This is a genomic window from Rhizobium sp. L9, from assembly GCF_002531885.1.
GTDB lineage: Bacteria > Pseudomonadota > Alphaproteobacteria > Rhizobiales > Rhizobiaceae > Rhizobium.
In genome coordinates this window covers 128,196-152,406 of sequence record NZ_NWSZ01000002.1, presented here as the reverse complement: position 1 = coordinate 152,406, position 24,211 = coordinate 128,196, and the positions used below count along the sequence as shown (strand labels likewise).

The following is a 24,211-nucleotide window of genomic DNA, read 5'->3' as shown; positions in this document are numbered from 1 at the left end:
TGGAAGTCGTAGGGCTTACCGAGCGGTTGCCTTAATGCCGCAGAGCATTTCGCGCTTGCCGGCGAAGCCCTGGCGGCGTTCGACCGCAAAGCCGGCGGCGATGAGGTTGCGGCGCACGAAGCCGGCTGCGGCGTAAGTTGCGAAGGTGCCGCCGGTCACAGTCTTTTCGGCGACCTCACGCATCAGCTCTTCCGACCACATGTCGCCGTTGCGCGAGGGCGCGAAACCGTCGAGATACCAGGCGTCGAAGCCAGGTTTTGCCGCGGCGACGCCGTCAAGTGCCGCGCCGCAGACAACGCTGAGCCGCGTCTGGCCATCGAGATCGAGCGAGACGGTACCAGCAGGTGTTTGAGGCCAGGCTGCGGTCAGCGCCTCGCGTTCCGCATCAATCTCCGGCCAATGCGAGAGCGCCCGGCCGATCTCTTCACCGCGCATCGGATGGAGTTCGAAGGAAATGAAATGCAGGTGCCGGCCGTCTGCGCGATGGAGCTTCCACTGCCGCCAGGTCTCGGCGAAGTTCAGGCCGGTGCCGAAGCCAAGTTCGCCGATGGCAAAATCCCGCTGGCCGTGCCAACGCTCCGGCAGGCCGTTGCCGGCGAGAAAGACATGGCCGCATTCCAGACGGCCATCGGTCTGGCAATAAAAATGATCGCCAAAGGCGGTGGAATAGGGCATATCGCCGTCGCGCCATTCGAGCGGCTGCGGCGCGCCCGCGCCAATCTCATCGGGGTTCACGTCTCTCATGGAAAAAGCCGATAGTCCTCAGCCGACGTCCGGTCAATCTTCTTGCGACTTGCTGATCGTCGGCGGCGGCATCATGGGTCTCTGGGCGGCCATTCATGCCGAACGCCGCGGTATCAGCACCGTCCTCGCCGACGCCGGCAGACTGGGCGGAGGCGCGAGCGGCGGACTGCTCGGCGCGCTGATGCCGCATATGCCGGACCGGTGGTCGGAGAAAAAGCAATTCCAGTTCGATGCGCTGGTCTCGCTCGAAACCGAAATTGCGGCGCTTGAAGCAGAAACCGGGCTGTCGGCCGGCTACAACAGGTCGGGGCGGCTGATCCCGTTGCCGAAACCGCATCTCAACCGCATCGCCCGCGGCCATTCCGAAGATTCCGAGCGCCATTGGCGGACCGGCGAACGCCGCTTCCACTGGCATGTCATCGACAGGCCGCCGGTCGATGGTTGGCCTGACGCATCTGCCGGCGAAAGTGGCTTCGTGCACGATACGCTCGCCGCCCGTGTTGCGCCCCGCTCCTTGATCTCAGCGCTCATCGCATTGCTGCGGCGGGCAAAACATGTGCGCATCATGGAAAATGCTGTTGTCGCTGATCTCAATCCCGATCGCGGGACGGCCGAGATCGGCGGCGAAATCATCACGTTCGGCCGCTGCATCCTGGCCGCCGGCCATCAGTCCTTTCCCGCGCTGCAGCGGCTGACGCCGGGCTTGAAGCAGCCGCTCGGCCAGTCGGTGAAAGGGCAGGCGGCTCTATTGAAAGCAGATGTCGACCCGGCGTTGCCGACGATCTTCCTCGATGGACTCTATGTCGTCGCGCATGAGGGGGGGCATGCGGCGGTCGGCAGCACCAGCGAGAACCGTTTCGACGACCCCCTCTCGACCGATGCACAGCTCGACGCGTTGATCGAGGCGGCGCGGGCGATCGTGCCGGCGCTCCGCAGCGCCCCTGTCATCGAACGTTGGGCGGGGCTTCGCCCGAAAGCCATCGACCGCGATCCAATGATCGGCCGCCATCCCATCCATCCCCGACTAATCGCACTGACCGGCGGTTTCAAGGTGAGCTTCGGGCTGGCCCATCGGCTGGCGGAGGCTGCGGTTTGTATGGCAGGCGACACAGATTGCGAATTTTCGCTGCCGGAAAGCTTCGCGATATCAAGCCATATCGCTGTCGCTTCACGTTAAACGTGAATTAGATACAGCTGCGTTTCGTTATTCTGTCATGCAAATCACCTATCTGCTTGCGCATCGGCAGCGCCGGATTTCCCCGGCGCTCACTTCCTTCATGGAGGAAATTGCATGCGCTATGCCATTTGCTTTACGCCTCCGGCGAGCGACCCCTTGTCGCTCGTGGCCGCTAATTGGCTTGGCCGAAACGTGTTTTCAGGCGATATGGTGGAGCCTCCGGCCGTCCGCGGCCTCGGCATTCATGAGATCGCCTTTTATACTGCGGTGCCGCGGCGCTATGGTTTTCACGGCGTTCTGAAAGCGCCTTTTCACCTCTCCGCCGAGACGTCCGAATCGCAACTCCTGCGCGACCTCATGCGTTTTGCCGGAACATATGCTCCCTTCCAGATCCCAGGTCTCGAAATCGCCCGGCTCGGCAATTTCTACAGCCTGGTGCCGAGCGCCCCCTGTGAGCGGATCCAGTATCTGGCTTCGGCGATCGTTCAGGAGTTCGATCGTTTCCGGGCGCCGCTGAGTGAAGCCGATATCGAACGCAGCGATCCAGACGGGTTGTCGGCGGCGCAATTCGCCAATCTGCATCGTTGGGGCAATCCCTATGTGATGGAGGAGTTCCGCTTCCATATGCCGGTGACAGGCCCCATCAACACGATCGACATGCCCCGCATCGAGCCAGTGCTGGGAACGATCTTCGAGTCCGTCTTGAGGGAGCCGGTGATCGTTTCGAATGTGGCTTTGATGATCGAGGAGGGCACTGGCGGTCCCTTCCGCGTTCACTCGCTCCACCCGATGGGCAAGGTCAGCGCGCGCAGGATCGCCTGAGCAGATGTCGATCTAAGTCGTTGTGTTGAAAAGAGAAATTCTCCTATGCAGTTTCCGTCTCGACATTCCGGCTGCGGATGATACCGTTCCTTCGTCTTTTCAGAAGGTGATTTGATGGTATCCGAGACCTACCCGCGCAATCTCGTCGGCTACGGGCGTCAGACGCCCGATCCGAAGTGGCCGGGCGACGCCCGCGTCGCCGTGCAGTTCGTCATCAATTACGAGGAGGGCGGCGAAAGCTGCATCCTCGAAGGCGATCCGGCTTCCGAAAACCTGCTGTCGGAGATTGTCGGTGCGGCGGCCTGGCCGGGGCAGCGCAATCTCAACATGGAATCGATCTACGAGTATGGTTCGCGCGCCGGGTTCTGGCGGCTCTGGCGGATGTTCACGGGTCTCAAGGTGCAGGCGACCGTCTATGGCGTGACGCTGGCGATGGCGCGCAACCCCGAAGCCGTCGCGGCCATGAAGGAGGCCGGTTGGGAGATCGCCAGCCACGGTTATCGCTGGCTGGAATACAAGGATTTCCCCGAGGATCTCGAGCGCAAGCATATCCTCGAAGCCGTGCGCCTGCACACCGAACTCACCGGCGAGCGGCCTTTCGGGATGTATCAAGGAAAGCCTTCCGACAACACGCTGCGACTGGTGCAGGAAGAGGGCGGTTTCCTCTATTCCTCCGATTCCTATGCCGACGACCTGCCTTACTGGGTGAAGGGCGTCGACGGGAAACCCTTCCTGATCATCCCCTATACGCTCGAAACCAATGACATGCGTTTTGCCACACCGCAGGGTTTCAATGCCGGCGACCAGTTCTTCACCTATCTCAAGGACGCTTTCGACACGCTTTACGAGGAAGGCAAGGACGGCAGCCCGAAGATGATGTCGGTCGGCCTGCATTGCCGCCTCGTCGGGCGTCCGGGCCGGGCAGCCTCTCTGAAGCGCTTCATCGAATATGTGTTGAAGCATGACAAGGTCTGGATTCCGCGCCGCATCGAGATCGCCGAGCACTGGCACAAGAATCATCAGCCGGATGCGCTCTGATGTTGTCGCGCGAGGATTTCGTTTCCCGCTTCGGCGGCGTCTTCGAGCATTCGCCTTTCATCGCCGAACGCGCCTATGACGCCGGGGGTCTGAGGGAGCCTTTGACGACATCAGGCGTGCATGCGGCTCTTGCCGCCGTCTTCCGTGCAGCAAGCCGGGAGGAGCGTCTCGGCGTGCTGCGTGCCCATCCCGATCTTGCCGGGCGTCTGGCGATAGCGGGCGAACTCACGGAGGACAGCCGCAAGGAGCAGGCCGGCGCCGGTCTCGATCGGCTGAGCCCGGCCGAACATGCCCGCTTCACCGAACTTAATGCAGCCTATGTCGAAAAATTCGGCTTTCCCTTCATCATCGCCGTCAGAGGGCTCGACAAGGACGATATCCTTTCGGCCTTCGAAAGGCGGATCGGCAATGACCTGGATGAAGAATTCGCGACCGCCACGACACAGGTCGAACGGATCGCGCTGCTGCGCCTGACATCGATGTTGCCGGAGGGCAAATGAACGAGCCTCGTGCTATCGACTATCTCAATGAAATGCAGAAGGCGGCAGCCGAAGCACTATACTTCGTGGGCGGAATGGATGAGGCGGCCTTCGCCGAGGATAATCTCACCTTCAAGGCGGTCGCCTTCTGCCACTTCACTATCGGCGCGGCTGCTTCCCGACTGCTCGTAGCCCATCCGGAATTCGCAACCGAGCATCCCACTCTGCCGTGGACGAAAATCTGCGGAACGGGCAACCGTATCCTGGAAGACGTCTTCGCCCTCGATCCCTCGGACATCTGGGATGCAACCTATCGCACGCTGCCGGAACTTCTCGTCGAGATCGACGCTATTCGTCACTGGCACGCCGAAGGTGAGTGAACCCATTGGCTGATTTTCTCGATCTCCGCCCGCTTACCAGATCGGCCTTTGCTCCTTTCGGCGAAGTGATCGAAGCCGATCCAGCCTCGATGCGGCTCATCAACGGCGGCACGACCGAACGCTTCCATGCGCTGGCCACGGCGGAGGCGGCGGGCGAGGGCGCGCGCGTCATCATCAATCTCTTTCGCGGCCAGCCGCGCAGCTTCCCTTATGACGTCGACATGATGGAACGCCATCCCTTCGGCAGTCAGAGTTTCTCGCCGATCTCCGGCCGCCCATTCCTCGTCGTCGTCTCCGAGGACGATGGCGGACGTCCGGGCAGGCCGCAGGTGTTTTTCGCGCGCGGAGACCAGGGTGTAAACTACCGCCGCAATGTGTGGCATCATCCGCTGATGGCGCTCGGCCAAACCTCCGATTTCCTGGTCGTCGACCGCGACGGCCCTGGCAATAATCTGGAGGAATTCTTCTTCGACCCCCCCTATGTCATCAAAGAGCCAGCCCCATGACCGGACTGACGACACATGTGCTCGACACCGCCCTTGGCAAGCCCGCCAATGGGCTCAGGATCGATCTTTTCCAGCTCGACGGCGAGATCCGCAGACATCTGAAAACGGTGGAGACCAATGCGGACGGCCGAGTCGACGGTGGCCCGATCCTTGCGGGCGAAAATTTTCACGTAGGCATCTACGAGCTGGTCTTCCACGCCGGCGAGTATCTCAGGGCCTGCGGCACGCCGCTGCCGCATCCGGCCTTCCTGGATCTCGTGCCGATCCGCTTCGGCATCGCCGATGTCACGGCGCATTACCATGTGCCGCTCCTGCTTTCGCCTTACGGCTATTCAACCTATCGCGGCAGCTAAATGAGGTTTGCTGCAATCGCCGATATTCACGGCAACCATCTTGCACTCGAGGCGGTGCTTGCCGATATCCGGGCTCATGGAATCGAGGACGTCGTCAATCTCGGCGATTTCTTCAGCGGGCCGCTGGAGGCAGGCCGAACGGCTGACCTGCTGACACCTCTCGGGCTGACCTCGGTTCGGGGCAATCACGACCGCTATCTGATCGAGCAGGATCCCGCCTCTATGCATGCCTCGGATGCTGCCGCCTACCGGCAGCTGACGCCGTCCCACCTCGAGTGGCTGCGGGGTCTACCGTTCGATGCCGTATATCGCGGCGAGGCCTATCTCTGCCATGCGACGCCGAAAGACGACAATCTCTACTGGCTGGAGTCCGTTTCGCCGCAGGGGCAAGTCTTCTTCAAGCCGTTCGAAGCGATCGAGGCGCTCGCCGAAGGCATCGACCTGCCGCTGATCCTCTGCGGCCACAGCCACATTCCCCGTGCCGTCCGACTCTCGGACGGCCGGCTGATCGTCAATCCCGGCAGTGTGGGCTGCCCCGCCTATGACGATGTGCTGCCCTATTATCACAAGGTCGAAGCCGGCCATCCGCTGGCGAGCTACGCTATCCTGGAAAAGACGGCAGCCGGATGGATGTGGCAGTTCCGAACTGTCGCCTACGACCACATGGCCCAGTCGGCACTGGCCGCCGAAAGGGGCCGTGCCGACTGGGCCAGTGCGCTTGCAACGGGCTGGGTGAGATAGCCCGGCCCTACCTGCGCTGCGATCAATCCTTCTCGGGCGCGTGAGGAGCGATCGTTTGTACGGGAGCCGCGGCCGATGCTACGGGCTTTACCGGAGTGGCGGGCGGGATTGCCTGTTTTGCCGGAGCCGCGGCTGGGATTGTCGGTTTTGCTCCATCGAGAGTTCCAAGCAGGGATGAGATGGCGTTGTCGCCGTCGAAGCCGGCCTCCTTCAATAATTTGTCGAGGATCGGCTTGTTGGCCTGATAGGAGAGCAACTGGCCGGCCAGTCCGTCGCCGAGACCAATGCCGTTTTCACCGTTCGCGCCGTTTCCGCGGCCGAGCATGCCGCCGGTGTCGAAGATGCGGATATCGGAGATCTTCTCGATCGGCTTGACCGCTTCGGCGAGCGCCTCGGGAATGATGCGGATACGCTCGCGGGTGATTTCGAACTCGATGATGGTCTGGCTGAGCTTGTTGCGGGCCTCGTTGAGCAGCGCCTCGCTTTCGGCCTGAGCCCGGCCGGTTTCGAGAATGCCCTTGGCCTTGATGATCGCCGCATCGGCTTCCGCGGTCGCAAGCGTCTTGATGGCTTCCGCCTGGTCGATCGCCGCCTGCTTCTCGGCTTCGGCGCCGACGGTGACGGCGGTCGCTTCGGTTTCGGCGGTCTTGCGGGCATCGATCACGGCGATCTGTTTTTCTCGCTCGGCGATTTCGATCGCCTTGGCGGTGCCGACCTTTTCCTCCGCTGCGATCGCCCGGGCGCGGGCCATTTCGGCGGTGGCCTTGGCTTCGGATTCTTCACGGCTCTTGTTGGCGACGGCAATCGCGCTTTCCTGCGCCACGATCTGAAGGTCGCGCTTGGCTTCGGTATCGCGCTGCTGGACGGCGCGGGCGGCATCGATGTTTGCGCTTTCGCGGGCCTGCTTGGCGGCTGCCTCGCGCTCGGCGATCGCCTGTTCGGCGGCGATGCGGGCTTCCTCCTCGGCGCGTTTGGCCGCCTGTTCCTGTTGTGCGGTTTCGGCGCGGGTCGCCGCGGATTTGTTGGCGATGTCGCGTTCCTGGTTGAGTTCAGCTTCGCGCTTGGTCCGCTCGATGGCCAGCGATTGCTGGCGGGCCTCCAGGTCCTTCTGGGCGATGGCGACTTCGGTGTCGCGGACGATTTCGTTGCGCTCCTTCTTGCGGCCTTCGGTGATGCGGGTCAGCGCCGCCAGCCCCTGCGCGTCGAAGAAATTGTTAGCGTTGAAATGCTTGATGTCGGTCTGGTCGAGGCGTGTCAGCGACACGGATTCAAGCTCGAGGCCGTTCGACTGGAGGTCGGCGCCGACGGCTTCCTGCACGGCCTTGACGAAATCCATGCGCTGTTCCTGCAGCGCGTCGAGATTCATGGTCGCCGCCACCGAGCGAAGGCCGTCGACGAATTTCGCTTCGATCAAGATGCGAAGCGCCTCGGCGTCGTTGGTGCGGCTGCCGAGCGTCTGGGCGGCCAGCGCGATCGACGAAGCGTCGGGTTTAACGCGGACGTAGAATTCGGCGCCGATATCGACGCGCATGCGGTCCTTGGTGATCAGCGCATCGCCTTCGCCGCGGCGAACCTCGAGGCGCAGTGTCTTCAGATTGACCCTGGCGATGGAGTGGAAGATCGGCAGGACGACGGAGCCGCCGTCGAGCACGACCTTCTGGCCGCCGAGGCCGGTGCGCACATAGGCCTCGTCGCGGCTGGAGCGCGTATAGAGAGAGGCGAGAACAAAACCGATGCCGAAGATCAGAACGATGCCTATGCCGGCCGGTAGAATAATGTCATACATCATGGCTGCTCCCTGAAAGATTGATTGTCCGCTGCGGCGGGGTCCGCCAGTGCGGGAATGGCGATAAATACATCTGCCGTGCGATCGACGAGGAGAACCTCCGTGCCAACCTTGAGAGGCTCCTGATCTCTGGCGGCCTTGGCTCTCAGCACGTGCCAGTTTCCATGCTGGTCCTTGACGCGGACGCGCCCCGGCAGTCCCTGATCAAGCGGGCCGAGCGATACTTCGGCGGTCCGGCCGATCAATGTGTCGAGATCGACGGCATAGGTCTCGTCGTGTGGAACGAGCCGCGCCACGGTTCTGCTCGACGCCCTGACCATGGGCACGGCGACCAAGATGGCGGGAACGGCGGCGACGGCGGCGGGAAGCGGCGCCCAGAAGGCGTTGGCGACGGCCTGTATGGCAAAGCCCGTCATGGCGAAGAAGCCGAGCGCCAGCATGATGAGGATGAGCAGGGGAACGCCGCCGACGTTGAGCCAGGACAGATAGCCCGAAAACCCGTCATGGCCATGAAAATCCGGTTTTCCCAGAAATTCCATGATCGAAAAACCCATGACGGTCGCGAGCATCTCGATCGCGGTCAGGCCTGCGAGCACGGCGGCGGCGATGGCGAAGGGGGCACATTCAGGGGCGAAAAGAAGTGCCATCGGCGTTACCGGTTATCCGCCTTGAAGCGTGCGAGGCGTGCTTCGATCGCTTGTTCGCGATGCAGCCGGTCGAGTTCATCCAGTTCGGAGCTGTTGATATGGTCGCCTGATGGAACGCCGGTCAGCCGCGACACCGCCGCCGCAGCCCGGGCAGCATCGGCGCCCGGCGCGGACCGGCTATGGCCTGTAGCGGCGTCCTCGGGATGTCTGGCGATGCTGCGCTTGAAATCGGCAAGGCGGGCGTCGGCCTCGCGGCGCGTGGCGAGCACGGCCTGTAGGGCTTTCTGGCCTTCGTCCAGCTGCTGCCTGGCATCGGCCAGCGCCTTGTCGAGCGCGGCGATCTGGGATTCGAGATCGATCTGGCGGGCGACGCCGGCCTTTGCCAGATCATCGCGCCCGGAAGAGACGGCGAGGCGGATCTTTCCGTCGAGCGCGTTCATATCTCCGACGATCTCGTCCCTGCGGCTCTGGATGCGATATTCCTCGGCGCGCGCCTTGCCGAGATCGGTGCGGGCCTCATCAGCCGCCGCGTCGATCTCGCGGATCGCCTGTTCGATGACGGCGATCTTGTTGATGCCTTCCGCCTTGTCGACCGCTGCATTCGCGATGCCCGCGATCAGACGGCCCATGCGGGATAGAATGCCTTCATTCGTCATGTTTTCCTCCATCCGAGCGGAATTCGGCGTGACGCCGATGTGGATCTCGTAATCCGGCTCTGCAACGAGGTAGGCCGGAAAAATGCTCTCCCATCCCCGTGAATAACCGGCGACATCGAAGGGCACGGCAACGCGTCCATGCACGGTGGCGATGGTCAGATCCGAAGGGCCTTTGATGGCGAAGAGCTTGTCGTCGAGTGGCATTTGCGGCGGGTCGACGATCATGCCGCGATTGGCAGCGAAATCGCGAAGGCCGAGTGTGACCAGCCGTGCAGGCAGGCCCGTTTGTTCGCGCACGGTTTCATAGGCAAGGTCGTGCAGGACGACGAGATTGGCGCCTGCCTTGTCGTCGATGATTTCAGCGAGGATGTCGATCATCCTGCGGTAGGCGGCGATGGTGTCATCAAGCGCCTGGCGGGCATGATCATCCGGTGCCAGCACGTAGCGCAACTGCGATGGATGCTGTGTCTTGCTCACGTTTGCCATGACTAAGACATAAAGCACCGCTTTTGTGCTTTCAAGGGAGCGGAAAAAAATAGAGGCTGTATTTAATAGGTCGTTAGGAGGAGAGTGGCTTGGAAGAAGCGCCAACCAAGCAACTCGTAAGAAGCAGCGTTCAACACTAGTTTCGAAATACAGTGCCAGTGAAAGAACGGGCGGCCGATCGGCTCCGCGCTTTCTATCGGGTGGCCGTTTGCGACTCCCGAATACCGGCGCTGATACGGTTGATGGTGGTCCATACGAGAAGCAGGGCCACCACGGCCCAAAGCCATGAGGTCCATGCGGCAAACGTGCCGCCAACGGCGACAAAGATGCCGAGCGCGCCGAAAAGCACCGCACGGTCGCTCTTGCCCAGCGGCCCGTCATAACGCCGGCTTGCCCCAACCGTTTGACCCAGGACGCCGGCAAATTCCGTCAGTGCCGAGAGGAATATGACAGCCATGACCGGCATCAGATCGTTCGGATCGATGAGCGCAAACGGGAAATAAAGGGCGGCATCCGACACGACGTCACCGATCTCGTTGAGATAGGCGCCCAAAATGCTCTTTTGCCCATGTTCGCGCGCGAGCATGCCGTCAATGGCATTGAGGCCCATGCGCAGTAGAAACCATGCAGGCACCAACACGAACCAATGCGGAAGCGGGGCGACGCTGAGGAAAAGCCCAAGTGCAACCGAGACGGCGGCAGCAACAGAAGTCACCTGATTGGCGGTAACACCTCGTGTCGCAAGCGAGCGCACCAGGGGGCGAAGAATATTCTGAAACCGGGACTTCAATTGATAAACAGACATGGTACCTCAGTGGAATTTCGCGGCATTTGAACAGTCTATCCCGGCTGGGTCCGTGCGGATCATCGTAGCTGTGGGAAAGCCCGCACTTCAAATCGGCTCACCCAAAGGACTTATCATTTGCAGCTAGACTTTTGCAATGAAAGCAACTCACTGTTGCCGGCAATAGATGCAACCTATCCACTGATCAGAATTGGAGACGACCGTGCTGCAGACTACCGACAGCGAGCAACCGTCCTCGACGACCAGACCCATGCATGAATCCGAATTCGCATCGCATGACGGGACTCGACTGTTTTATCGGACGTGGCCTGCGACCGGTGCTTCACCGAAGGGCGCCATCATTCTTCTCCATCGCGGCCACGAGCATAGCGGCCGCGTCGCTCATCTCGCCACCGAGCTCGGCCTCGATGATTTTGCCTTCTACGCCTGGGACGCGCGCGGTCACGGACGTTCGCCGGGAGAGCGCGGTTATTCGCCATCCTTCGCTGCCTCGGCGCGTGATCTCGATTGCTTCGTCCGCCATGTCAGCGAGACCAGCGGTACTGCGGTCGAAGACATCGCCGTCATTGCGCAGAGCGTCGGCGCCGTCCTTGCCGCCACCTGGGTGCACGACTATGCGCCGCCGATCCGCGCGCTGGTGCTGGCCTCACCGGCTTTCAGCGTCAAGCTCTATGTGCCTTTCGCCAAGGAAGGCATTGCGCTCTGGGAAAAGTTCAAGGGGACATTCTTCGTCAATTCTTACGTCAAGGCGAAGTTTCTGACGCATGATCCCGAGCGTATTGCCTCTTTTGAATCCGATCCATTGATCACGCGGCCGATTGCCTCCAACATTCTGCTGCAGCTCTACGAGGCGGCGGCCCGCGTCGTCGACGACGCCCGCGCCATCACCGTTCCGACCCAGTTGCTGATCTCCGGCAGCGACTGGGTGGTACGACACACGCCGCAGCACCGGTTTTACGAAAACCTCGGCAGCCGCATCAAGGAACGGCACGTGTTTGCCGGCTTCTACCACGACACGCTCGGCGAAAAGGATCGCGCGATTGCGCTGGCCGAAATCCGTCGTTTTATCGATGCGCGTTTCGCTGAGCCCCGGGCGCCTGCCGACCTGCGCACCGCCCATGTCCAGGGCTATACCAAGGACGAAGCCGACCGGCTCGCGAGCCCGTTGGATGCAACATCCGCACGCGGCATGTACTGGGCGCTCAGCCGTCTCAACATCAGGATCGGCGCGCTGCTGTCCGAAGGCATAAGGACCGGCGTCAAGACGGGTTTCGATTCCGGCTCGACGCTCGATTACGTCTACGAAAACAAGCCGCGCGGGCTCGGTCCCGGCGGGCGGTTGATCGACCGGGTGTTCCTCGAGGCGGTCGGCTGGCGCGGCATCAGGCAACGCAAGCTGCATTTGCAGGAACTGATCGACCACGGGCTGCAGCGCCTGAAAGCCGCCGGCCGCAGCACTCATATGCTCGACATAGCGGCCGGGCACGGGCGATATGTCCTTGATGCTATCGAGACCGCTGCAGTGCGTCCCGATAGCGTGCGGCTGCAGGATTATTCCCTCATCAACGTCGAGGCCGGCCGCAACAGCATCGCCGCGCGCGGCCTCAGTGATTTTGTGAGCTTCCGCCAGCAGGATGCCTTTGACGGCGGGGGGCTGGCCGCAATCACGCCGGCTCCGGACCTCGCGATCGTCTCCGGCCTGTATGAGCTGTTTTCCGACAATCAGATGATCGCCGCTTCGCTCGAGGGGGTCGCCAGCGCGATGCAGCCCGGCGGTCTGCTCGTCTACACCAACCAGCCATGGCATCCACAGCTGGAGATGATTGCCCGCGCGCTCACCTCTCATCGCGGCGGTCAGGCATGGGTGATGCGGCGGCGCACGCAAGAGGAAATGGACCAGCTGGTCACCGCAGCCGGTTTCCGCAAGATCGAACAGCGCATCGACCAGTGGGGCATTTTCACCGTCTCGCTGGCGGAGAGAGTTTGAGGGCAACGCCGTTGGGGCAGGCACATTCTCCTCTTTCCCGAACAGCGCCGGTTATGAAGCGGGCGGCGTTCTGGCTCGCCTTCCTGGCGCCGTTCTTCTATCTGACCTATGGCGGCGCCAACTGGCTGGCGTCGCAACGCGCTGATGTGTCGAACATTGCCTTCGCATGGGAAAGCGCCATTCCGTTCTTGGGATGGACGATCATTCCATATTGGTCGATCAATCTGTTCTACGGGCTCTGCCTGTTCATCAACACGACGCCGCGCGATGTGGATATGCTGGCGAGGCGTTATCTGACGATCCAGTTAATCGCAGTCGCCTGTTTTATCGCGTTTCCGCTCGAAGCAATCTTCGTGCGGCCGGCCACGAGCGGCCTGCCCGGTTTCATGTTTGCTGTCCTCGGTGGCTTCGACAAGCCGTTCAACCAGGCGCCGTCGCTGCATATCGCGCTGCTGGTGGTGATCTGGGACCATCTGCGCAGCCGGCTGCCGCGCAGGGCCCGGCTTCTCTGGCACTGCTGGTGCTTCCTCATCGGCGCCTCCGTGCTGACGACGTGGCAGCATCACGTCATGGACATACCGACCGGCGTGCTGCTCGGTCTGTTTGCCGCCTGGCTTTTCCCACGCGATGCCGGTTCGCCTCTTGCCAATTTTGCGTTGAGCGACGATCCGAAGTCGCGCCGTCTCGGCATCTATTATCTGTGCGGTGCTCTCGCATTTCTCGGCCTTGCAGCGCTCTTTACTCCTCTGTCGGCCGCAGCGCTTCTGTTGCTCTGGCCGGCGGTTGCGCTGGCGATCGTCGCAGCCGGATATCTCGGCGCCGGCCCGCAGATATTCCTGAAACGCGCCGATGGCCGGGCCGCGCTTGCCAGCCGCTGGCTACTGGCGCCCTACCGGCTCGGCGCTATCATCAACGTTTGGCTCTGGACACGCAAAATGCCGGCATCCGTGATGATCATTGACGGTGTCCATCTCGGCCGTTTTCCGCGCCGCCACGAGGCCGACCATTTCGCCACGGTGATCGACATCACCGGCGAGTTTCAGCGCCCAAGCGGGACATCAAGGCGCTGGTGCAGTTTTCCCACCCTCGATCTGACAGGCCTCGACGAGATCCAGACGCGAGCCGCGGCGAACCTCATCGAGATTGCGCGCCACCAGGGACCGGTCCTCGTCTGCTGTGCGCTCGGTTTCCAGCGGAGCGCCGGCGTCATCGTGCGATGGCTGCTCATCAGCCGACGTTGCGAAACTCCAGCAGAAGCGCTGCGGCTGATCGAAAGGGCAGGGCGGCGTGTTCATCTGCCCGAGGAAAGCATCCATGCCGTGACGGAGGGCTTGCAATGACGCAATGGAATGCCAAGGCCTCGGCTGCTGCGCGAAATCTCGGCCGCAATTCGATCGTCTGCGGGCTGACAGCGCTGTTGCCGCTGATTATCGGCCCGATCACTCAGGGATATCGAGGTTTCGCTCCAGCATTCGGCTGGCTGTTGACGCTCGTCTTCTGCGGGATCGTCCTTGCGCTGGCGATCCATCTCCTTTTCGATGCGCTGTTGTTTCGCCTCGCGTCGAGCCATGAGACAGAGGCCGCCGGTCTTGCCGCCGTCGACGACCTGCTCTCCCGGATGCAGCTTCGCAAGCCTGACGGGACACCGCCCGGCCTCGAGAGGCGGATTGCCGGATCGCGCCGCATCGTTTGGCGGCAGCGTTTGGCGCTCGCCATCTGTCTCGTGATTTTTGCGATCCTGCTGTTCACCGCGGGTGACGGCCGGCCGCTGTGCTGAATCGCATGCCGTTGCGCAGGTCGAAGATCTTGCCGACCCATCGGGGCGTTCAGCAAATGCCGACTTCTCTCAGCCGCGCCCCGATATGATCGACGCATCCACGTCGTTGATGTCGCGCTTGCCGCAGAGGGCCATCGTGATGTCCATCTCCTTGCGGATGATGTCGAGCGCCAGCGTGACGCCTTCCTTGCCCATGGCGCCAAGCCCGTAGAGGAAGGGGCGGCCGATATAGGTGCCCTTCGCGCCGAGCGCCACGGCCTTCAGCACATCCTGGCCGGAGCGGATGCCGCCGTCGAGGTGGACTTCGATGCGGTCGCCGACGGCGTCGACGATCGCAGGCAGCATGCTGATCGAGGAGGGGGCGCCGTCGAGCTGACGGCCGCCATGATTGGAAACGATGATCGCATCGGCGCCGGTATCGGCGGCGGCCTTCGCGTCTTCGGGATCGAGGATGCCTTTGATGATCAGCGGGCCGCCCCATTGCTCCTTGATCCAGGCGATATCAGCCCAGGACAGCCGTGGATCGAATTGCTCGTGCGCAAACTTGGGCACGGAGGCAACGTTGGCGACGTTCTTGGCATGGCCGACGATATTGCCGAAGTACCGGCGCTTCGTCTGCAGCATATCAAGGCACCAGAGGGGCCGGGTCGCCATCTGCCAGATATGTTTCGCGGTCAATTTCGGTGGGGCCGAGAGACCGTTGCGCAGGTCCTTATGGCGCTGGCCGAGGATCTGCAGGTCGGCGGTCAGCACCAGCGCGGAGCATTTCGCCGCCTTGGCGCGACGGATGAGGTCGAGGACGAAATCCTTGTCCCTCATCACGTAGAGCTGGAACCAGAAGGGACGCGTCGTCACCGAGGCGACGTCCTCGATCGAGCAGATGCTCATCGTCGACAGGGTAAAGGGAACGCCGAATTCTTCCGCCGCCCGCGCCGCCAGCATCTCGCCGTCGGCGTGCTGCATCCCGGTCATGCCGGTCGGTGCGAGCGCTACCGGCATCGATACTTTCTGGCCGATCATCGTCGTTTCGAGCGTGCGGTCGCTCATGTCGACCAGCACGCGCTGGCGCAGCTTGATCTGACCGAAATCGCTTTCATTCGCCCGATAGGTGGATTCCGTCCAGGCGCCTGAATCCGCATAGTCGAAAAACATTTTCGGCACGCGGCGCTGCGCGAGTTTTTTCAGATCGTCGATGGTGAGCGGAGTTGCCATGAATCGAACCTTCTACAGGTTTAAATGCGACCATCGCCCATAACATGAATCCCAAAAGAAGGGTTACGGGAAACATCCGCCTCAGACGGTCTTCACTGTACCTCGTTGGGGGGGAACCGATATCGTCAAAGCCCTGTTTTCAAGGCAATGCCGGAAACGTAGGTCTCGGCGATCGCTCTGTCGTCGCCCATCGTCTGAAGCAGGAAGAGTTCCTCGGGCAGGGTCTTTACCGTTTCCATCTTCAGCGCCATGGCCGGGGTCGCGGCCGCGTCGAGGACGACGAGGTCCGCTTCGGTGCCGGGGTCCAGCGTGCCGATCCGGTCGGCGAGCGACAGCGCCTCGGCATTGCCGCGCGTCATCAGGTAATAGCTTTCCAGCGGGTTCAGCCGCTCGCCGAGCAACTGCTGGATCTTGTAGGCCTCGTCCATTGTTTTCAGCATCGAATAGCTGGAGCCGCCGCCGATATCGGTTGCGACACCGATGCGGACCGGGTTTTGGCGCCGCGTCAGCGCCTTCAGCGGAAAGAGACCGGAGCCGAGGAAGAGGTTTGAGGTCGGGCAATGGACGGCGACGGCGCCGGCCTCGCTCATGACATCGGCCTCGCGTTCGGACAGGTGGATGGCGTGGCCGAAGAGGCTCTTCGGCCCGAGCAGACCGTAGCGGGCGTAAATGTCGGTATAGTCGATCGCCTCGGGATAGAGCTCGCAGGTGAATTTAATCTCGTCGTGGTTTTCCGAAAGATGCGTCTGGATGTGAAGATCGGGAAATTCGCGGGCGAGCGCCGACGTAGCCTCCATCTGCGCCGGCGTCGAGGTGATGGCGAAGCGCGGGGTGATGGCGACATGGTTGCGGCCCTTGCCGTGCCAGTCCGCTATCACCTGGCGGGTCTCGTCATAACCCATCTCAGGCGTGTCGAGCAGGCCCTGGGGGGCGTTGCGGTCCATCATCACCTTGCCGCCGACCATGCGCATATTGCGCTTCATCGCCTCGGCGAAGAAGGCGTCGGCCGAGGTCTTGTGCACGGAGCAATAGGCGACCGCCGTCGTCGTGCCGTGGCGGATCAGCTCGTCGTAGAAATGTGTGGCGATCCTTTGCGCATGCGCACTTTCGACGAAGCGGCATTCCTCGGGGAAAGTGTAGGTATTCAGCCATTCGAGCAGGTTGGCTGCATAGGAGGCGATCACCTGCATCTGCGGAAAATGCAGATGCATGTCGATGAAGCCGGGCAGGATCAGATGCGGACGATGGTCGATCTCGGCCACACCAGCGGCTGCCTTTGCCTTGATGTCGGTATAGGAGCCGACTGCGGCGATCAGCCCGTCCTCGATCAGCAGGCCACCGTCTTCCTCGTAGAGATAACTCTGGCTGTCGGCGAGACTCAGCGGCGCGCGATGGAAAGAGAGGAGGCGACCGCGGAGAAGTGTCGTCGTCATTGTTTCTTGCCTTCGACTGCGCTTTCGAACCAGGCGACGAGCAGTCTGCGTTCGTCCGGGGTAATATCGGTCACGTTGCCGGGCGGCATGGCATGGCTGCGGCCTGCCTGTATATAGATTTCTCGGGCATGGGCGGCAATTTCCGCGTCGGTTTCGAGCATCACGCCTTTCGGCGGCCGCACGACGCCTTCATAGGCGGGCTCGGCCGCATGGCACATGGAACAGCGTGTCGAGACCAGTTGCTTGACGGCCGGAAAATGCGGATCTCCGGCGAATTGCTGGAAGGCCGGCGCCACTGCCGTCGCATGCGCATCTGTCTCGCCGGTCAGCAGCTTTGGCGCCGTCGAAAGCCACATGATCAGGATGAAGAGGATGACGGTAACGATCCAGGTCCAGGTTGGGCGGCCTTTCCTCGCATGGGTGGTGTTGAACCAGTGGCGGATGGTGACGCCCATCAGGAAGACCAGCGCCGCAATCACCCAGTTGAACGCCGTGCCGAAGGCCAGCGGATAATGGTTCGACAGCATGAAGAAGATGACGGGCAGCGTCAGGTAGTTGTTGTGGAGCGAGCGCTGCTTGGCGATCTGCCCGTATTTCGGATCGGGCGTGCGCCCGGCGATGAGGTCGGCGACGACGATCTTCTGGTTCGGGATGATGATCATGAAGACGTTCGCCGACATGATCGTCGCGGTAAAGGCGCCGAGATGCAGGAAGGCGGCGCGCCCCGTGAAGAGCTGCGTATAACCCCAGGCCATGAAGACCAGCACCACATAGAGCACTGCCATCAGCCCCCAGGTGTTGCGGCCAAGCGGGGATTTGCACAGCAGGTCATAGACGATCCAGCCGAAGGCCAGCGACGCCAACGAGATCAGGATCGCGACGGGCGGACTGATATCGAGGACGTGGCGATCGATGAGAAACAGGTCGGCGCCGCCATAATAGACGATGCAGAGCATGAGGAAGCCGGAGATCCAGGTGAAATAGCTCTCATATTTGAACCATGTCAGGTGTTCCGGCATCTGAGCGGGCGCCACCAGATATTTCTGGATATGATAGAAGCCGCCGCCATGAACCTGCCATTCCTCGCCATAGGCGCCGGGCGGCAGATGCGGGCGTTTCACCAGTCCCAGATCGAGTGCGATGAAATAGAAGGATGATCCAATCCAGGCGATCGCGGTGACGACATGGAACCAGCGGGCCGCGAAGGCGAGCCATTCCCATGCTATGGCATATTCATACATCGAGTTCCCCTATCTTCCTCCGACTCGCGACATTGCGGAAATTTTGGCGGGGAGGAAAGAGGAGAATGATGAACCGCACAGGCCCTTCGCAAGGCGGCGGGCCGGGGCGGGGCGCTGGCAGTCGCCATTGGTTTCGCCTATGTCGGCGACCGCTGACGCATCGCCGATCTGTCGTCCCGTGCCTAAAAGCTGCCGAGAAGGCCATGCATTATGACTGTCTCATACTGGATTGGCAAAGATTTGCCGATCTTGAAACTATGATTAGCAGATACAGTTAGGTTTGCAGGCCGCCGGCATGAAATAAAAAGAAACGTTAGATATCGGCGGCGCATTCATCGACGGAGAGATGCCCATGCGCAGCATTCTGACGTGTGTGATGATGGCATACGCATCGTTGGCGACGGCTCACGACGCACCTTCGGGGTGGAGTTATGACCCCTATTGTTGCAATGGCGACAGTCATAATGGCGATTGCCAGATGATTCCGTCGAAAAGCGTGGCGGTGACACCAAACGGATATCGTGTGACGCTGATGCCGGGCGACCACCGGCTGGTCACGCATGCTCACGTCTTTCTGCTGCCGATGACGAAGGCAATGCAGTCCGGCGATGGTGATTATCACCTCTGTCTGTTTCCCAACGAGAACACGCCGCGCTGCTTCTATGCGCCGGAAATGGGGTTTTGAAGCCGAACCTAGCAAGGCCTATTCAGCCTGATTGGACCTGATCTGTTTGCCGGATCAGTTTCCGGCGGCTTTCATCTCTTCCAGGATCCAGTTGCGGAAGGCCTTGATCTTCGGCACGTTGCGGCGATTTTCGGGATAGGCGAGCCAGTAGGCCTTGCCGTCGCTGCGGGTCAGGTCGAAAGGCTGATAGAGCCGGCCGAGCGCGATCTCCGCCTCATAGAAGGCGGGGTGGAGGATGGCGACGCCGTGACCGGCGATCGCCGCGTCGGCTTCCATCGCCTGAGAGCCCAACTGGTTGCGCGGGCGCCGATCGAGATCCGTATCGGTAACGCCGGCAGCTTCGAACCATTGCTTCCACCAGATGTCGCCGGCGTCGAAGAGGTCGAATTTCAGGAGATCGCGCGGCTCCTTAATGCCGCCTGCCGATTCCGCCAGCTTCGGGCTCAGCATCGGCGTGAACTCCAGGCCCATCAACCGGTGCAGCGCGAGCCCCGGCCAGTTGCCGTCGCCCCAGCGGATGCCGACGTCGATCTGTTCGCGGGCGAAGTCGATGATGTCGGAGGTCGCCTGAAACCGCACCGCGATCGCCGGATGCTTCAAATGGAAGGAGCCGAGGCGGGGCGCCAGCCATTTCGAGGCGAAGGTATGGGTCGAGCTGATGGCGAGCGTGCCTTCGACGCTGTCGCGCGCCGTTGCCATCGCATCATGCAGCATGGCAAAGGCCTCGGTCACCTTCGGGGCCAGCCGCTCGCCGGTCTCCGTCAGCGCGATCTGGCGGGGGCGGCGCAGGAAGAGCGGCTCGCCGACATTCTCCTCCAGGAGCTTGATCTGATAGCTGACGGCCGTCTGCGTCATGCCGAGCTCATCACCTGCCCTGGTGAAGCTGCCGAGCCGGGCGGCGGCTTCGAAGACGCGCAGCGCATTCAGCGGAAATTGCTTCGACAGCTTCATGGATAAGTTCTCTTGATGCAGGCAGACGATCGTTCGATTGGAATAGCAGCATTTTTAGCGGCAAGCTGCAACTCATACCATCAATCTAATGAGGTGACGTCATGGATTGCCAAGCTATCGAAGAGAGCCGGCCGCAACGGAATAGCAGTGTTTTCCTGCGTCTTGCCAGTTGGCTGGCGGGAAGCGCCAATCGCTTCTGCCGTTTGCCGCGGCTCGACCTTTCCGCCACGCCAGACCGCGTCAAGCGCGACCTTGGTTTCCTCGACGGCCGCGATCCCTATTATGAAGACGAGCGCATGCGGTAGGCTGCGAGTGCCGTCAGGATTTCGGCGGCCGTCATCGCGGCGATCACTTCCGGGCGCTTATCCCTGACGGCCGAACCGCCGATCGGCAGCGTCAGCCGCTCTATCCAGGCGCGGTCGCCGCCGGCCTCACGGGAAAGCCAGCTTGCGAAGGTGGCGCGTTTGGTCGCCGAGCCGATCATGCCGATATAGGCGAGGTCGGTTCTCTCAAGCGCCTCGCGGGCGATGAGGAAATCCAGCGCGTGGTCGTGGGTGAGGATGACGACCGCTCCGCCGGCGGAAATATCCTTCACCAACGCTTCCGGCATTGGCACGAGCCGGGTGTTGATTTCATCCGGAAGGTTAGCAAGCTCTTCCTGCCTCGTTTCGACGACCGTCACGGACAGCGGCAGCGGCGCAAGGGCCGACGCCAGCGCCCGGCCGACGTGGCCGGCGCCGAAGAGAAAGACCTCCGGCAGCCTGTCGATCTCGCCGGCAAGCCTTGCCTCGAGCTCATCCTTCAGCGCCTGCGTCAAGCGCCGAAACCGCAGTTGCGTGCGCCCGCCGCAACATTGGCCGATTTCGGGGCCGAGCGGGATGTCCATGGTAATCGCTCCGCCGGTTCCAGCCAGAATCTCACGCGCATTTGCAATTGCCATGAACTCGAACTGCCCGCCGCCGATCGTGCCCCAGAGGGCGTTCACCGAAACGAGCATGAAAGCGCCGGCCTCGCGCGGAGTGGAGCCTTGCGTGCCGGTGATGTCGACGAGGATTGCGTCGGGGTGGGCAGTGAGAAAGGTCGAGAGGTCAGTCATCAGGGATGGACCTCGCGACCTTGGGAGTATGCCGCGAAGACCCCCTCATCCAACCCTTCGGGCCACCTTGTCCCCGCTGGGGAGAAGAGGGAGATCGCCGCTTCGCCGTTGATCCCATCATCCGTTCTAAAAGGGCGCTCTCCGGTGTAACCGTTCGGACGGGCAGTGCGCGAGCGGCTTGCTCCCTCTTCTCCCCGGCGGGGAGAAGGTGGCCCGAAGGGTCGGATGAGGGGGCCTGATTCAAGTGCATTACGTTTTCACACCCTCGGAACGAACGATCGCAGGATAGAAGCGAAAGGATATCATTTCGCTGGAATATTCGCCCTTCAAGTGCCGTAAGGATCGTGTCGAGGACTGCTCTTCGCTCTCGGGTTATTTCGTGATTCCAAAATCGGAGGATCGGGGCCTGGTTTTGCCACAAGGTGCAAGCCATGTCAGACATATTGTCGGCATGTTGAAATCCATCGATTTCGACAATCAGTCGCTCTTCGCGACAGAGAAAATCGGCGATGTAGGTCGTCCCGAGCGGAGCTTGTCGCGTAAACTTATATCCGTTCAGCCGTCGATTTCGCAGATCGCCCCAAAGCCGATACTCCACTTCCGTTTCGGTTTGACGCAGTTTGCGGGCCTGACGAGTTTTGCCTGGACGTCTCTTCCTAATATCTTCGGGATCGGACACCTCAGCCGTCATCTACACCCGCTTCATCCGCTCCACCGCCATCAGCACCCGCTCCGGCGTCGCCGGCGCGTCCAGTCTCGGGCAGACCTTGTAGTCCGCGACGCTGGCGACCGCCATCGACAGGGCTTCCAGCACCGAGATCGCCAGCATGAAGGGCGGTTCGCCGACGGCCTTGGAGCGGCCGATCGTCGCTTCGGCATTCTCCGACCATTCGGCAAGCCGCACGTTGAAGATCTTCGGGCGGTCGGAGGCGAGTGGGATCTTGTAGGTCGACGGGGCATGGGTGCGCAGCCGGCCCTTGTCGTCCCACCAAAGTTCTTCTGTCGTCAGCCAGCCCAGGCCCTGCACGAAGCCGCCCTCGACTTGGCCCATGTCGATCGCCGGGTTCAGCGAACGGCCGACATCGTGGAGAATGTCGGTGCGGTCGATCAAATATTCGCCGGTCAGCGTATCGATCGAGACCTCGGTGCAGGCGGCGCCATAGGCGAAATAGTAGAAGGGGGTGCCGCGGCCGGCCTTGCGGTCCCAGTGGATCTTCGGCGTCTTGTAGAAGCCGGCGGCGGAAAGCTGGATACGGGCGAAATAGGCCTGCTTGATGAAATCTGGAAAGGGGATCTCGCTCTCGCCGACGCGCACGCGGTTCGGCAGGAAGACGATCTCGGAAGGCGCCACTTCCCATTTCTCCGCAGCGAAGCCTACCAGACGTTCCTTGATCTGGCGGGCGGCATCGAAGGCGGCCATGCCGTTCAGATCCGAGCCTGATGAGGCGGCGGTGGCCGAAGTATTCGGCACTTTCGCCGTTGTCGTCGCTGTGATCTTCACGCGGTCGATGTCGACCTGGAAACTGTCGGCCAGCACCTGCGCCACTTTGGTATAGAGGCCCTGGCCCATTTCGGTCCCGCCATGGTTCAGGTGGATCGAGCCGTCCTGATAGACATGGACGAGGGCGCCGGCCTGGTTGAAGGCGGTCATCGTAAAGGAGATGCCGAATTTGACCGGCGTCAGCGCGATGCCTTTTCTGATGTAGCGGCTGTCGCGGTTGAAGCCGATAATGGCGTTGCGCCGCGCCCGGTAGTCGGCCGTTTCCTCCAGCTCTTCGACGACGCGGGCGATGATATTGTCCTCGACCTCCTGATGGTAGGGGGTCAGCGTGCGCCCGGAACCCGGCTGTCCGTAGAAATTCAGCTTGCGGATATCGAGCGGATCCTTGCCGAGGGCATAGGCTATCTCCTCGATGATGCGTTCGGCGCCGAGCATGCCCTGTGGCCCGCCGAACCCGCGGAAGGCGGTGTTGGAGACGGTGTGCGTTTTCAAGGGTTTCGACTGCAGAAGCACATGCGGATAGAAATAGCTGGAATCGGCGTGGAAAAGCGCTCTGTCGGTCACCGGGCCCGAGAGGTCGGAGGAAAAGCCGCAGCGGGCCGCATAAGTCGCATCGACGGCGTGGATACGACCTTCGGCGTCGAAGCCCACCTCGTAATCAACGAGGAAATCGTGGCGCTTGCCGGTGGCGCTCATATCTTCGTCGCGATCCGGACGGAATTTGACGGCGCGGCCGAGCTTCTTGGCGGCGATCGCCGCGAGTGCGGCGAACTGGTTGCCTTGGGTTTCCTTGCCGCCGAAGCCGCCGCCCATGCGGCGCACGTTGACGGTAACGGCATTAGACGGGATATCCAGCACATGGCCGACGATGTGCTGGATCTCGCTCGGATGCTGTGTCGAGGACCAGACGGTGACCTCGTCATCTTCGCCGGGGATCGCCACGGCGATATGGCCTTCGAGATAAAAATGCTCCTGGCCGCCGATGCGCATCTGGCCCTTTAGCCGCATCGCGGCGTTCGACATTTCCGTTTCCGGCTCGCCGCGCTGCAGCGTCATCGGCGTTGTGACCAGCGGGCTGCCATTGGCAAGCGCGCCGTCGATATCGTGCCAGTGCGGCAGGTCACGATAGTCGATCTTGGCGAGCCGCGCGGCGCGGCGGGCGGCCTCGCGCGTCTCGGCGATGACGGCAAAGATCGGCTGGCCGTGGAACTGAACCAAAGTTTCGGCCAGCAGCGGTTCATCATGGCTGCCGTTGGAGCTGGTGTCGTTGACGCCGGGCACTTCCTTGCCGGTGAAGACCCAGACGACGCCGGGATAGGCGGCGACCGCGGAAAGATCGATGCTGAGGATTTCGGCATGTGCCCGGTCGGAGAGGCCGAGCGCGCCGTGCAGCAGGCCGGCGGGTTCGGGAATATCGTCGATGTAGTCGGCGGTTCCGGTGACGTGTTTGTGCGCGGAATCATGGCGCAGCGAGCCGTGCATGGGGCCGGAGATGACGACTTTAGGGTCCTCGAAGGTGGACTTGTCCATTAGATCAGTCCTCCGTGACCAGCCCTGTGCGCGCGGTGGCCCCTCATCCGGCTGCCGCCACCTTCTCCCCGTTCTGACGGGGAGAAGGGATATGCCGCACCGCCTCTTGCTCTCGCAAACATTGCGCGAGGCACGTTCCCTCTCCCCGCAAGCGGGGAGAGGGTTAGGGCGAGGGGCC

At 61.9% G+C, this 24,211-nt stretch carries 24 protein-coding genes and 1 pseudogene; 13 read left to right on the top strand and 12 right to left on the bottom strand.

Going from position 1 to position 24,211, the window contains the following annotated elements; all coding sequences use genetic code 11:
• Positions 1–15 precede the first annotated feature (15 nt).
• Positions 16–744 (bottom strand): tRNA (5-methylaminomethyl-2-thiouridine)(34)-methyltransferase MnmD, encoded by a 729-nt coding sequence (gene mnmD, locus CO660_RS01270; RefSeq protein WP_097597027.1) that lies wholly within the window; start codon positions 742–744, stop codon positions 16–18.
• Here mnmD and CO660_RS01265 point away from each other — a divergent pair.
• The 8 genes from CO660_RS01265 to CO660_RS01230 all read left to right on the top strand — a co-directional run bounded on the left by CO660_RS01265 (position 743) and on the right by CO660_RS01230 (position 6,240).
• Positions 743–1,921 (top strand): FAD-binding oxidoreductase, encoded by a 1,179-nt coding sequence (locus tag CO660_RS01265; RefSeq protein ID WP_097597026.1) that lies wholly within the window; start codon positions 743–745, stop codon positions 1,919–1,921. The two genes, mnmD and CO660_RS01265, sit on opposite strands and share 2 nt — an antisense overlap.
• A gap of 114 nt (positions 1,922–2,035) precedes the next feature.
• Positions 2,036–2,743, top strand: a complete 708-nt coding sequence (locus CO660_RS01260) for a DUF1045 domain-containing protein (protein WP_097597025.1) — start codon at positions 2,036–2,038, stop codon at positions 2,741–2,743.
• A gap of 114 nt (positions 2,744–2,857) precedes the next feature.
• A complete protein-coding gene (gene puuE, locus CO660_RS01255; protein ID WP_085779000.1) occupies positions 2,858–3,781 on the top strand; it encodes an allantoinase PuuE in 924 nt (307 codons plus the stop codon).
• The gene (gene uraD / locus CO660_RS01250) at positions 3,781–4,281 is read left to right on the top strand and encodes a 2-oxo-4-hydroxy-4-carboxy-5-ureidoimidazoline decarboxylase (RefSeq protein ID WP_097597024.1); all 501 of its coding nucleotides are present in this window, start codon (positions 3,781–3,783) and stop codon (positions 4,279–4,281) included. Before puuE ends, uraD begins: the two co-directional genes overlap by 1 nt.
• The gene (locus CO660_RS01245; protein ID WP_097597023.1) at positions 4,278–4,640 is read left to right on the top strand and encodes a HepT-like ribonuclease domain-containing protein; all 363 of its coding nucleotides are present in this window, start codon (positions 4,278–4,280) and stop codon (positions 4,638–4,640) included. Before uraD ends, CO660_RS01245 begins: the two co-directional genes overlap by 4 nt.
• A gap of 5 nt (positions 4,641–4,645) precedes the next feature.
• A complete protein-coding gene (locus tag CO660_RS01240; protein ID WP_097597022.1) occupies positions 4,646–5,146 on the top strand; it encodes an ureidoglycolate lyase in 501 nt (166 codons plus the stop codon).
• Positions 5,143–5,499: a hydroxyisourate hydrolase gene (uraH, locus tag CO660_RS01235; protein ID WP_085778997.1), complete on the top strand. Its 357-nt coding sequence runs from the start codon at positions 5,143–5,145 to the stop codon at positions 5,497–5,499. Before CO660_RS01240 ends, uraH begins: the two co-directional genes overlap by 4 nt.
• A complete protein-coding gene (locus tag CO660_RS01230) occupies positions 5,500–6,240 on the top strand; it encodes a metallophosphoesterase family protein (RefSeq protein ID WP_097597021.1) in 741 nt (246 codons plus the stop codon). It abuts the gene before it with no gap.
• Positions 6,241–6,262: 22 nt separating this feature from the next.
• Here the strand turns inward: CO660_RS01230 and CO660_RS01225 are convergent, their stop codons facing one another.
• The 4 genes from CO660_RS01225 to CO660_RS01210 all read right to left on the bottom strand — a co-directional run bounded on the left by CO660_RS01225 (position 6,263) and on the right by CO660_RS01210 (position 10,620).
• The gene (locus tag CO660_RS01225; protein ID WP_097597020.1) at positions 6,263–8,029 is read right to left on the bottom strand and encodes a flotillin domain-containing protein; all 1,767 of its coding nucleotides are present in this window, start codon (positions 8,027–8,029) and stop codon (positions 6,263–6,265) included.
• Positions 8,026–8,673 carry an OB-fold-containig protein gene (locus CO660_RS01220; RefSeq protein ID WP_097597019.1) on the bottom strand — a complete coding sequence of 216 codons (648 nt, stop codon included), beginning with the start codon at positions 8,671–8,673 and terminating at the stop codon, positions 8,026–8,028. Before CO660_RS01220 ends, CO660_RS01225 begins: the two co-directional genes overlap by 4 nt.
• 5 nt (positions 8,674–8,678) lie before the next feature.
• On the bottom strand, positions 8,679–9,815 hold the full coding sequence (locus CO660_RS01215; RefSeq protein ID WP_097597018.1) for a PspA/IM30 family protein: 1,137 nt from the start codon (positions 9,813–9,815) through the stop codon (positions 8,679–8,681).
• Between the two features lie 193 nt (positions 9,816–10,008).
• Positions 10,009–10,620, bottom strand: a complete 612-nt coding sequence (locus tag CO660_RS01210) for a CDP-alcohol phosphatidyltransferase family protein (protein WP_097597017.1) — start codon at positions 10,618–10,620, stop codon at positions 10,009–10,011.
• 202 nt (positions 10,621–10,822) lie between these two features.
• Here CO660_RS01210 and CO660_RS01205 point away from each other — a divergent pair, with 202 nt between their 5' ends.
• From CO660_RS01205 to CO660_RS01195, 3 genes are read left to right on the top strand one after another with little or no spacing between them, the layout of a single operon-like run.
• Positions 10,823–12,607, top strand: coding sequence for a bifunctional alpha/beta hydrolase/class I SAM-dependent methyltransferase (locus tag CO660_RS01205; protein WP_097597131.1), 1,785 nt, complete (start codon positions 10,823–10,825; stop codon positions 12,605–12,607).
• Between the two features lie 53 nt (positions 12,608–12,660).
• A complete protein-coding gene (locus CO660_RS01200) occupies positions 12,661–13,947 on the top strand; it encodes a phosphatase PAP2/dual specificity phosphatase family protein (protein WP_097597016.1) in 1,287 nt (428 codons plus the stop codon).
• Positions 13,944–14,384, top strand: coding sequence for a hypothetical protein (locus CO660_RS01195; protein ID WP_097597015.1), 441 nt, complete (start codon positions 13,944–13,946; stop codon positions 14,382–14,384). Before CO660_RS01200 ends, CO660_RS01195 begins: the two co-directional genes overlap by 4 nt.
• Before the next feature lie 69 nt (positions 14,385–14,453).
• On the opposite strand, the gene CO660_RS01190 is transcribed toward CO660_RS01195, so the two are convergent.
• The 3 genes from CO660_RS01190 to puuD form a co-directional block, all read right to left on the bottom strand.
• Positions 14,454–15,596 carry an alpha-hydroxy acid oxidase gene (locus tag CO660_RS01190; protein ID WP_097597014.1) on the bottom strand — a complete coding sequence of 381 codons (1,143 nt, stop codon included), beginning with the start codon at positions 15,594–15,596 and terminating at the stop codon, positions 14,454–14,456.
• Between the two features lie 125 nt (positions 15,597–15,721).
• The gene (guaD, locus tag CO660_RS01185; protein ID WP_097597013.1) at positions 15,722–17,029 is read right to left on the bottom strand and encodes a guanine deaminase; all 1,308 of its coding nucleotides are present in this window, start codon (positions 17,027–17,029) and stop codon (positions 15,722–15,724) included.
• Positions 17,026–18,270 carry a urate hydroxylase PuuD gene (gene puuD / locus CO660_RS01180; protein WP_097597012.1) on the bottom strand — a complete coding sequence of 415 codons (1,245 nt, stop codon included), beginning with the start codon at positions 18,268–18,270 and terminating at the stop codon, positions 17,026–17,028. The genes guaD and puuD overlap by 4 nt, the downstream gene beginning before the upstream one ends.
• 352 nt (positions 18,271–18,622) lie before the next feature.
• On the opposite strand from puuD, the gene CO660_RS01175 reads away from it, so the two are divergent.
• Positions 18,623–18,955, top strand: coding sequence for a hypothetical protein (locus tag CO660_RS01175; protein ID WP_085778989.1), 333 nt, complete (start codon positions 18,623–18,625; stop codon positions 18,953–18,955).
• Between the two features lie 54 nt (positions 18,956–19,009).
• On the opposite strand, the gene gcvA is transcribed toward CO660_RS01175, so the two are convergent.
• Positions 19,010–19,906 (bottom strand): transcriptional regulator GcvA, encoded by an 897-nt coding sequence (gene gcvA, locus CO660_RS01170; protein WP_085778988.1) that lies wholly within the window; start codon positions 19,904–19,906, stop codon positions 19,010–19,012.
• Positions 19,907–20,007: 101 nt separating this feature from the next.
• Here gcvA and CO660_RS01165 point away from each other — a divergent pair, with 101 nt between their 5' ends.
• Positions 20,008–20,211: a hypothetical protein gene (locus CO660_RS01165; protein ID WP_097597011.1), complete on the top strand. Its 204-nt coding sequence runs from the start codon at positions 20,008–20,010 to the stop codon at positions 20,209–20,211.
• Here CO660_RS01165 and xdhC read toward each other — a convergent pair.
• From xdhC to xdhB, 3 genes and pseudogenes are all read right to left on the bottom strand, one after another.
• Positions 20,187–21,002 (bottom strand): xanthine dehydrogenase accessory protein XdhC, encoded by an 816-nt coding sequence (gene xdhC / locus CO660_RS01160; protein WP_097597010.1) that lies wholly within the window; start codon positions 21,000–21,002, stop codon positions 20,187–20,189. The genes CO660_RS01165 and xdhC overlap by 25 nt on opposite strands.
• A gap of 295 nt (positions 21,003–21,297) precedes the next feature.
• Positions 21,298–21,669 (bottom strand): annotated as a pseudogene (locus CO660_RS01155) (DUF559 domain-containing protein); the annotation flags it as partial.
• 24 nt (positions 21,670–21,693) lie between these two features.
• On the bottom strand, positions 21,694–24,033 hold the full coding sequence (gene xdhB / locus CO660_RS01150; RefSeq protein ID WP_097597130.1) for a xanthine dehydrogenase molybdopterin binding subunit: 2,340 nt from the start codon (positions 24,031–24,033) through the stop codon (positions 21,694–21,696).
• Between the last annotated feature and the right edge of the window lie 178 nt (positions 24,034–24,211).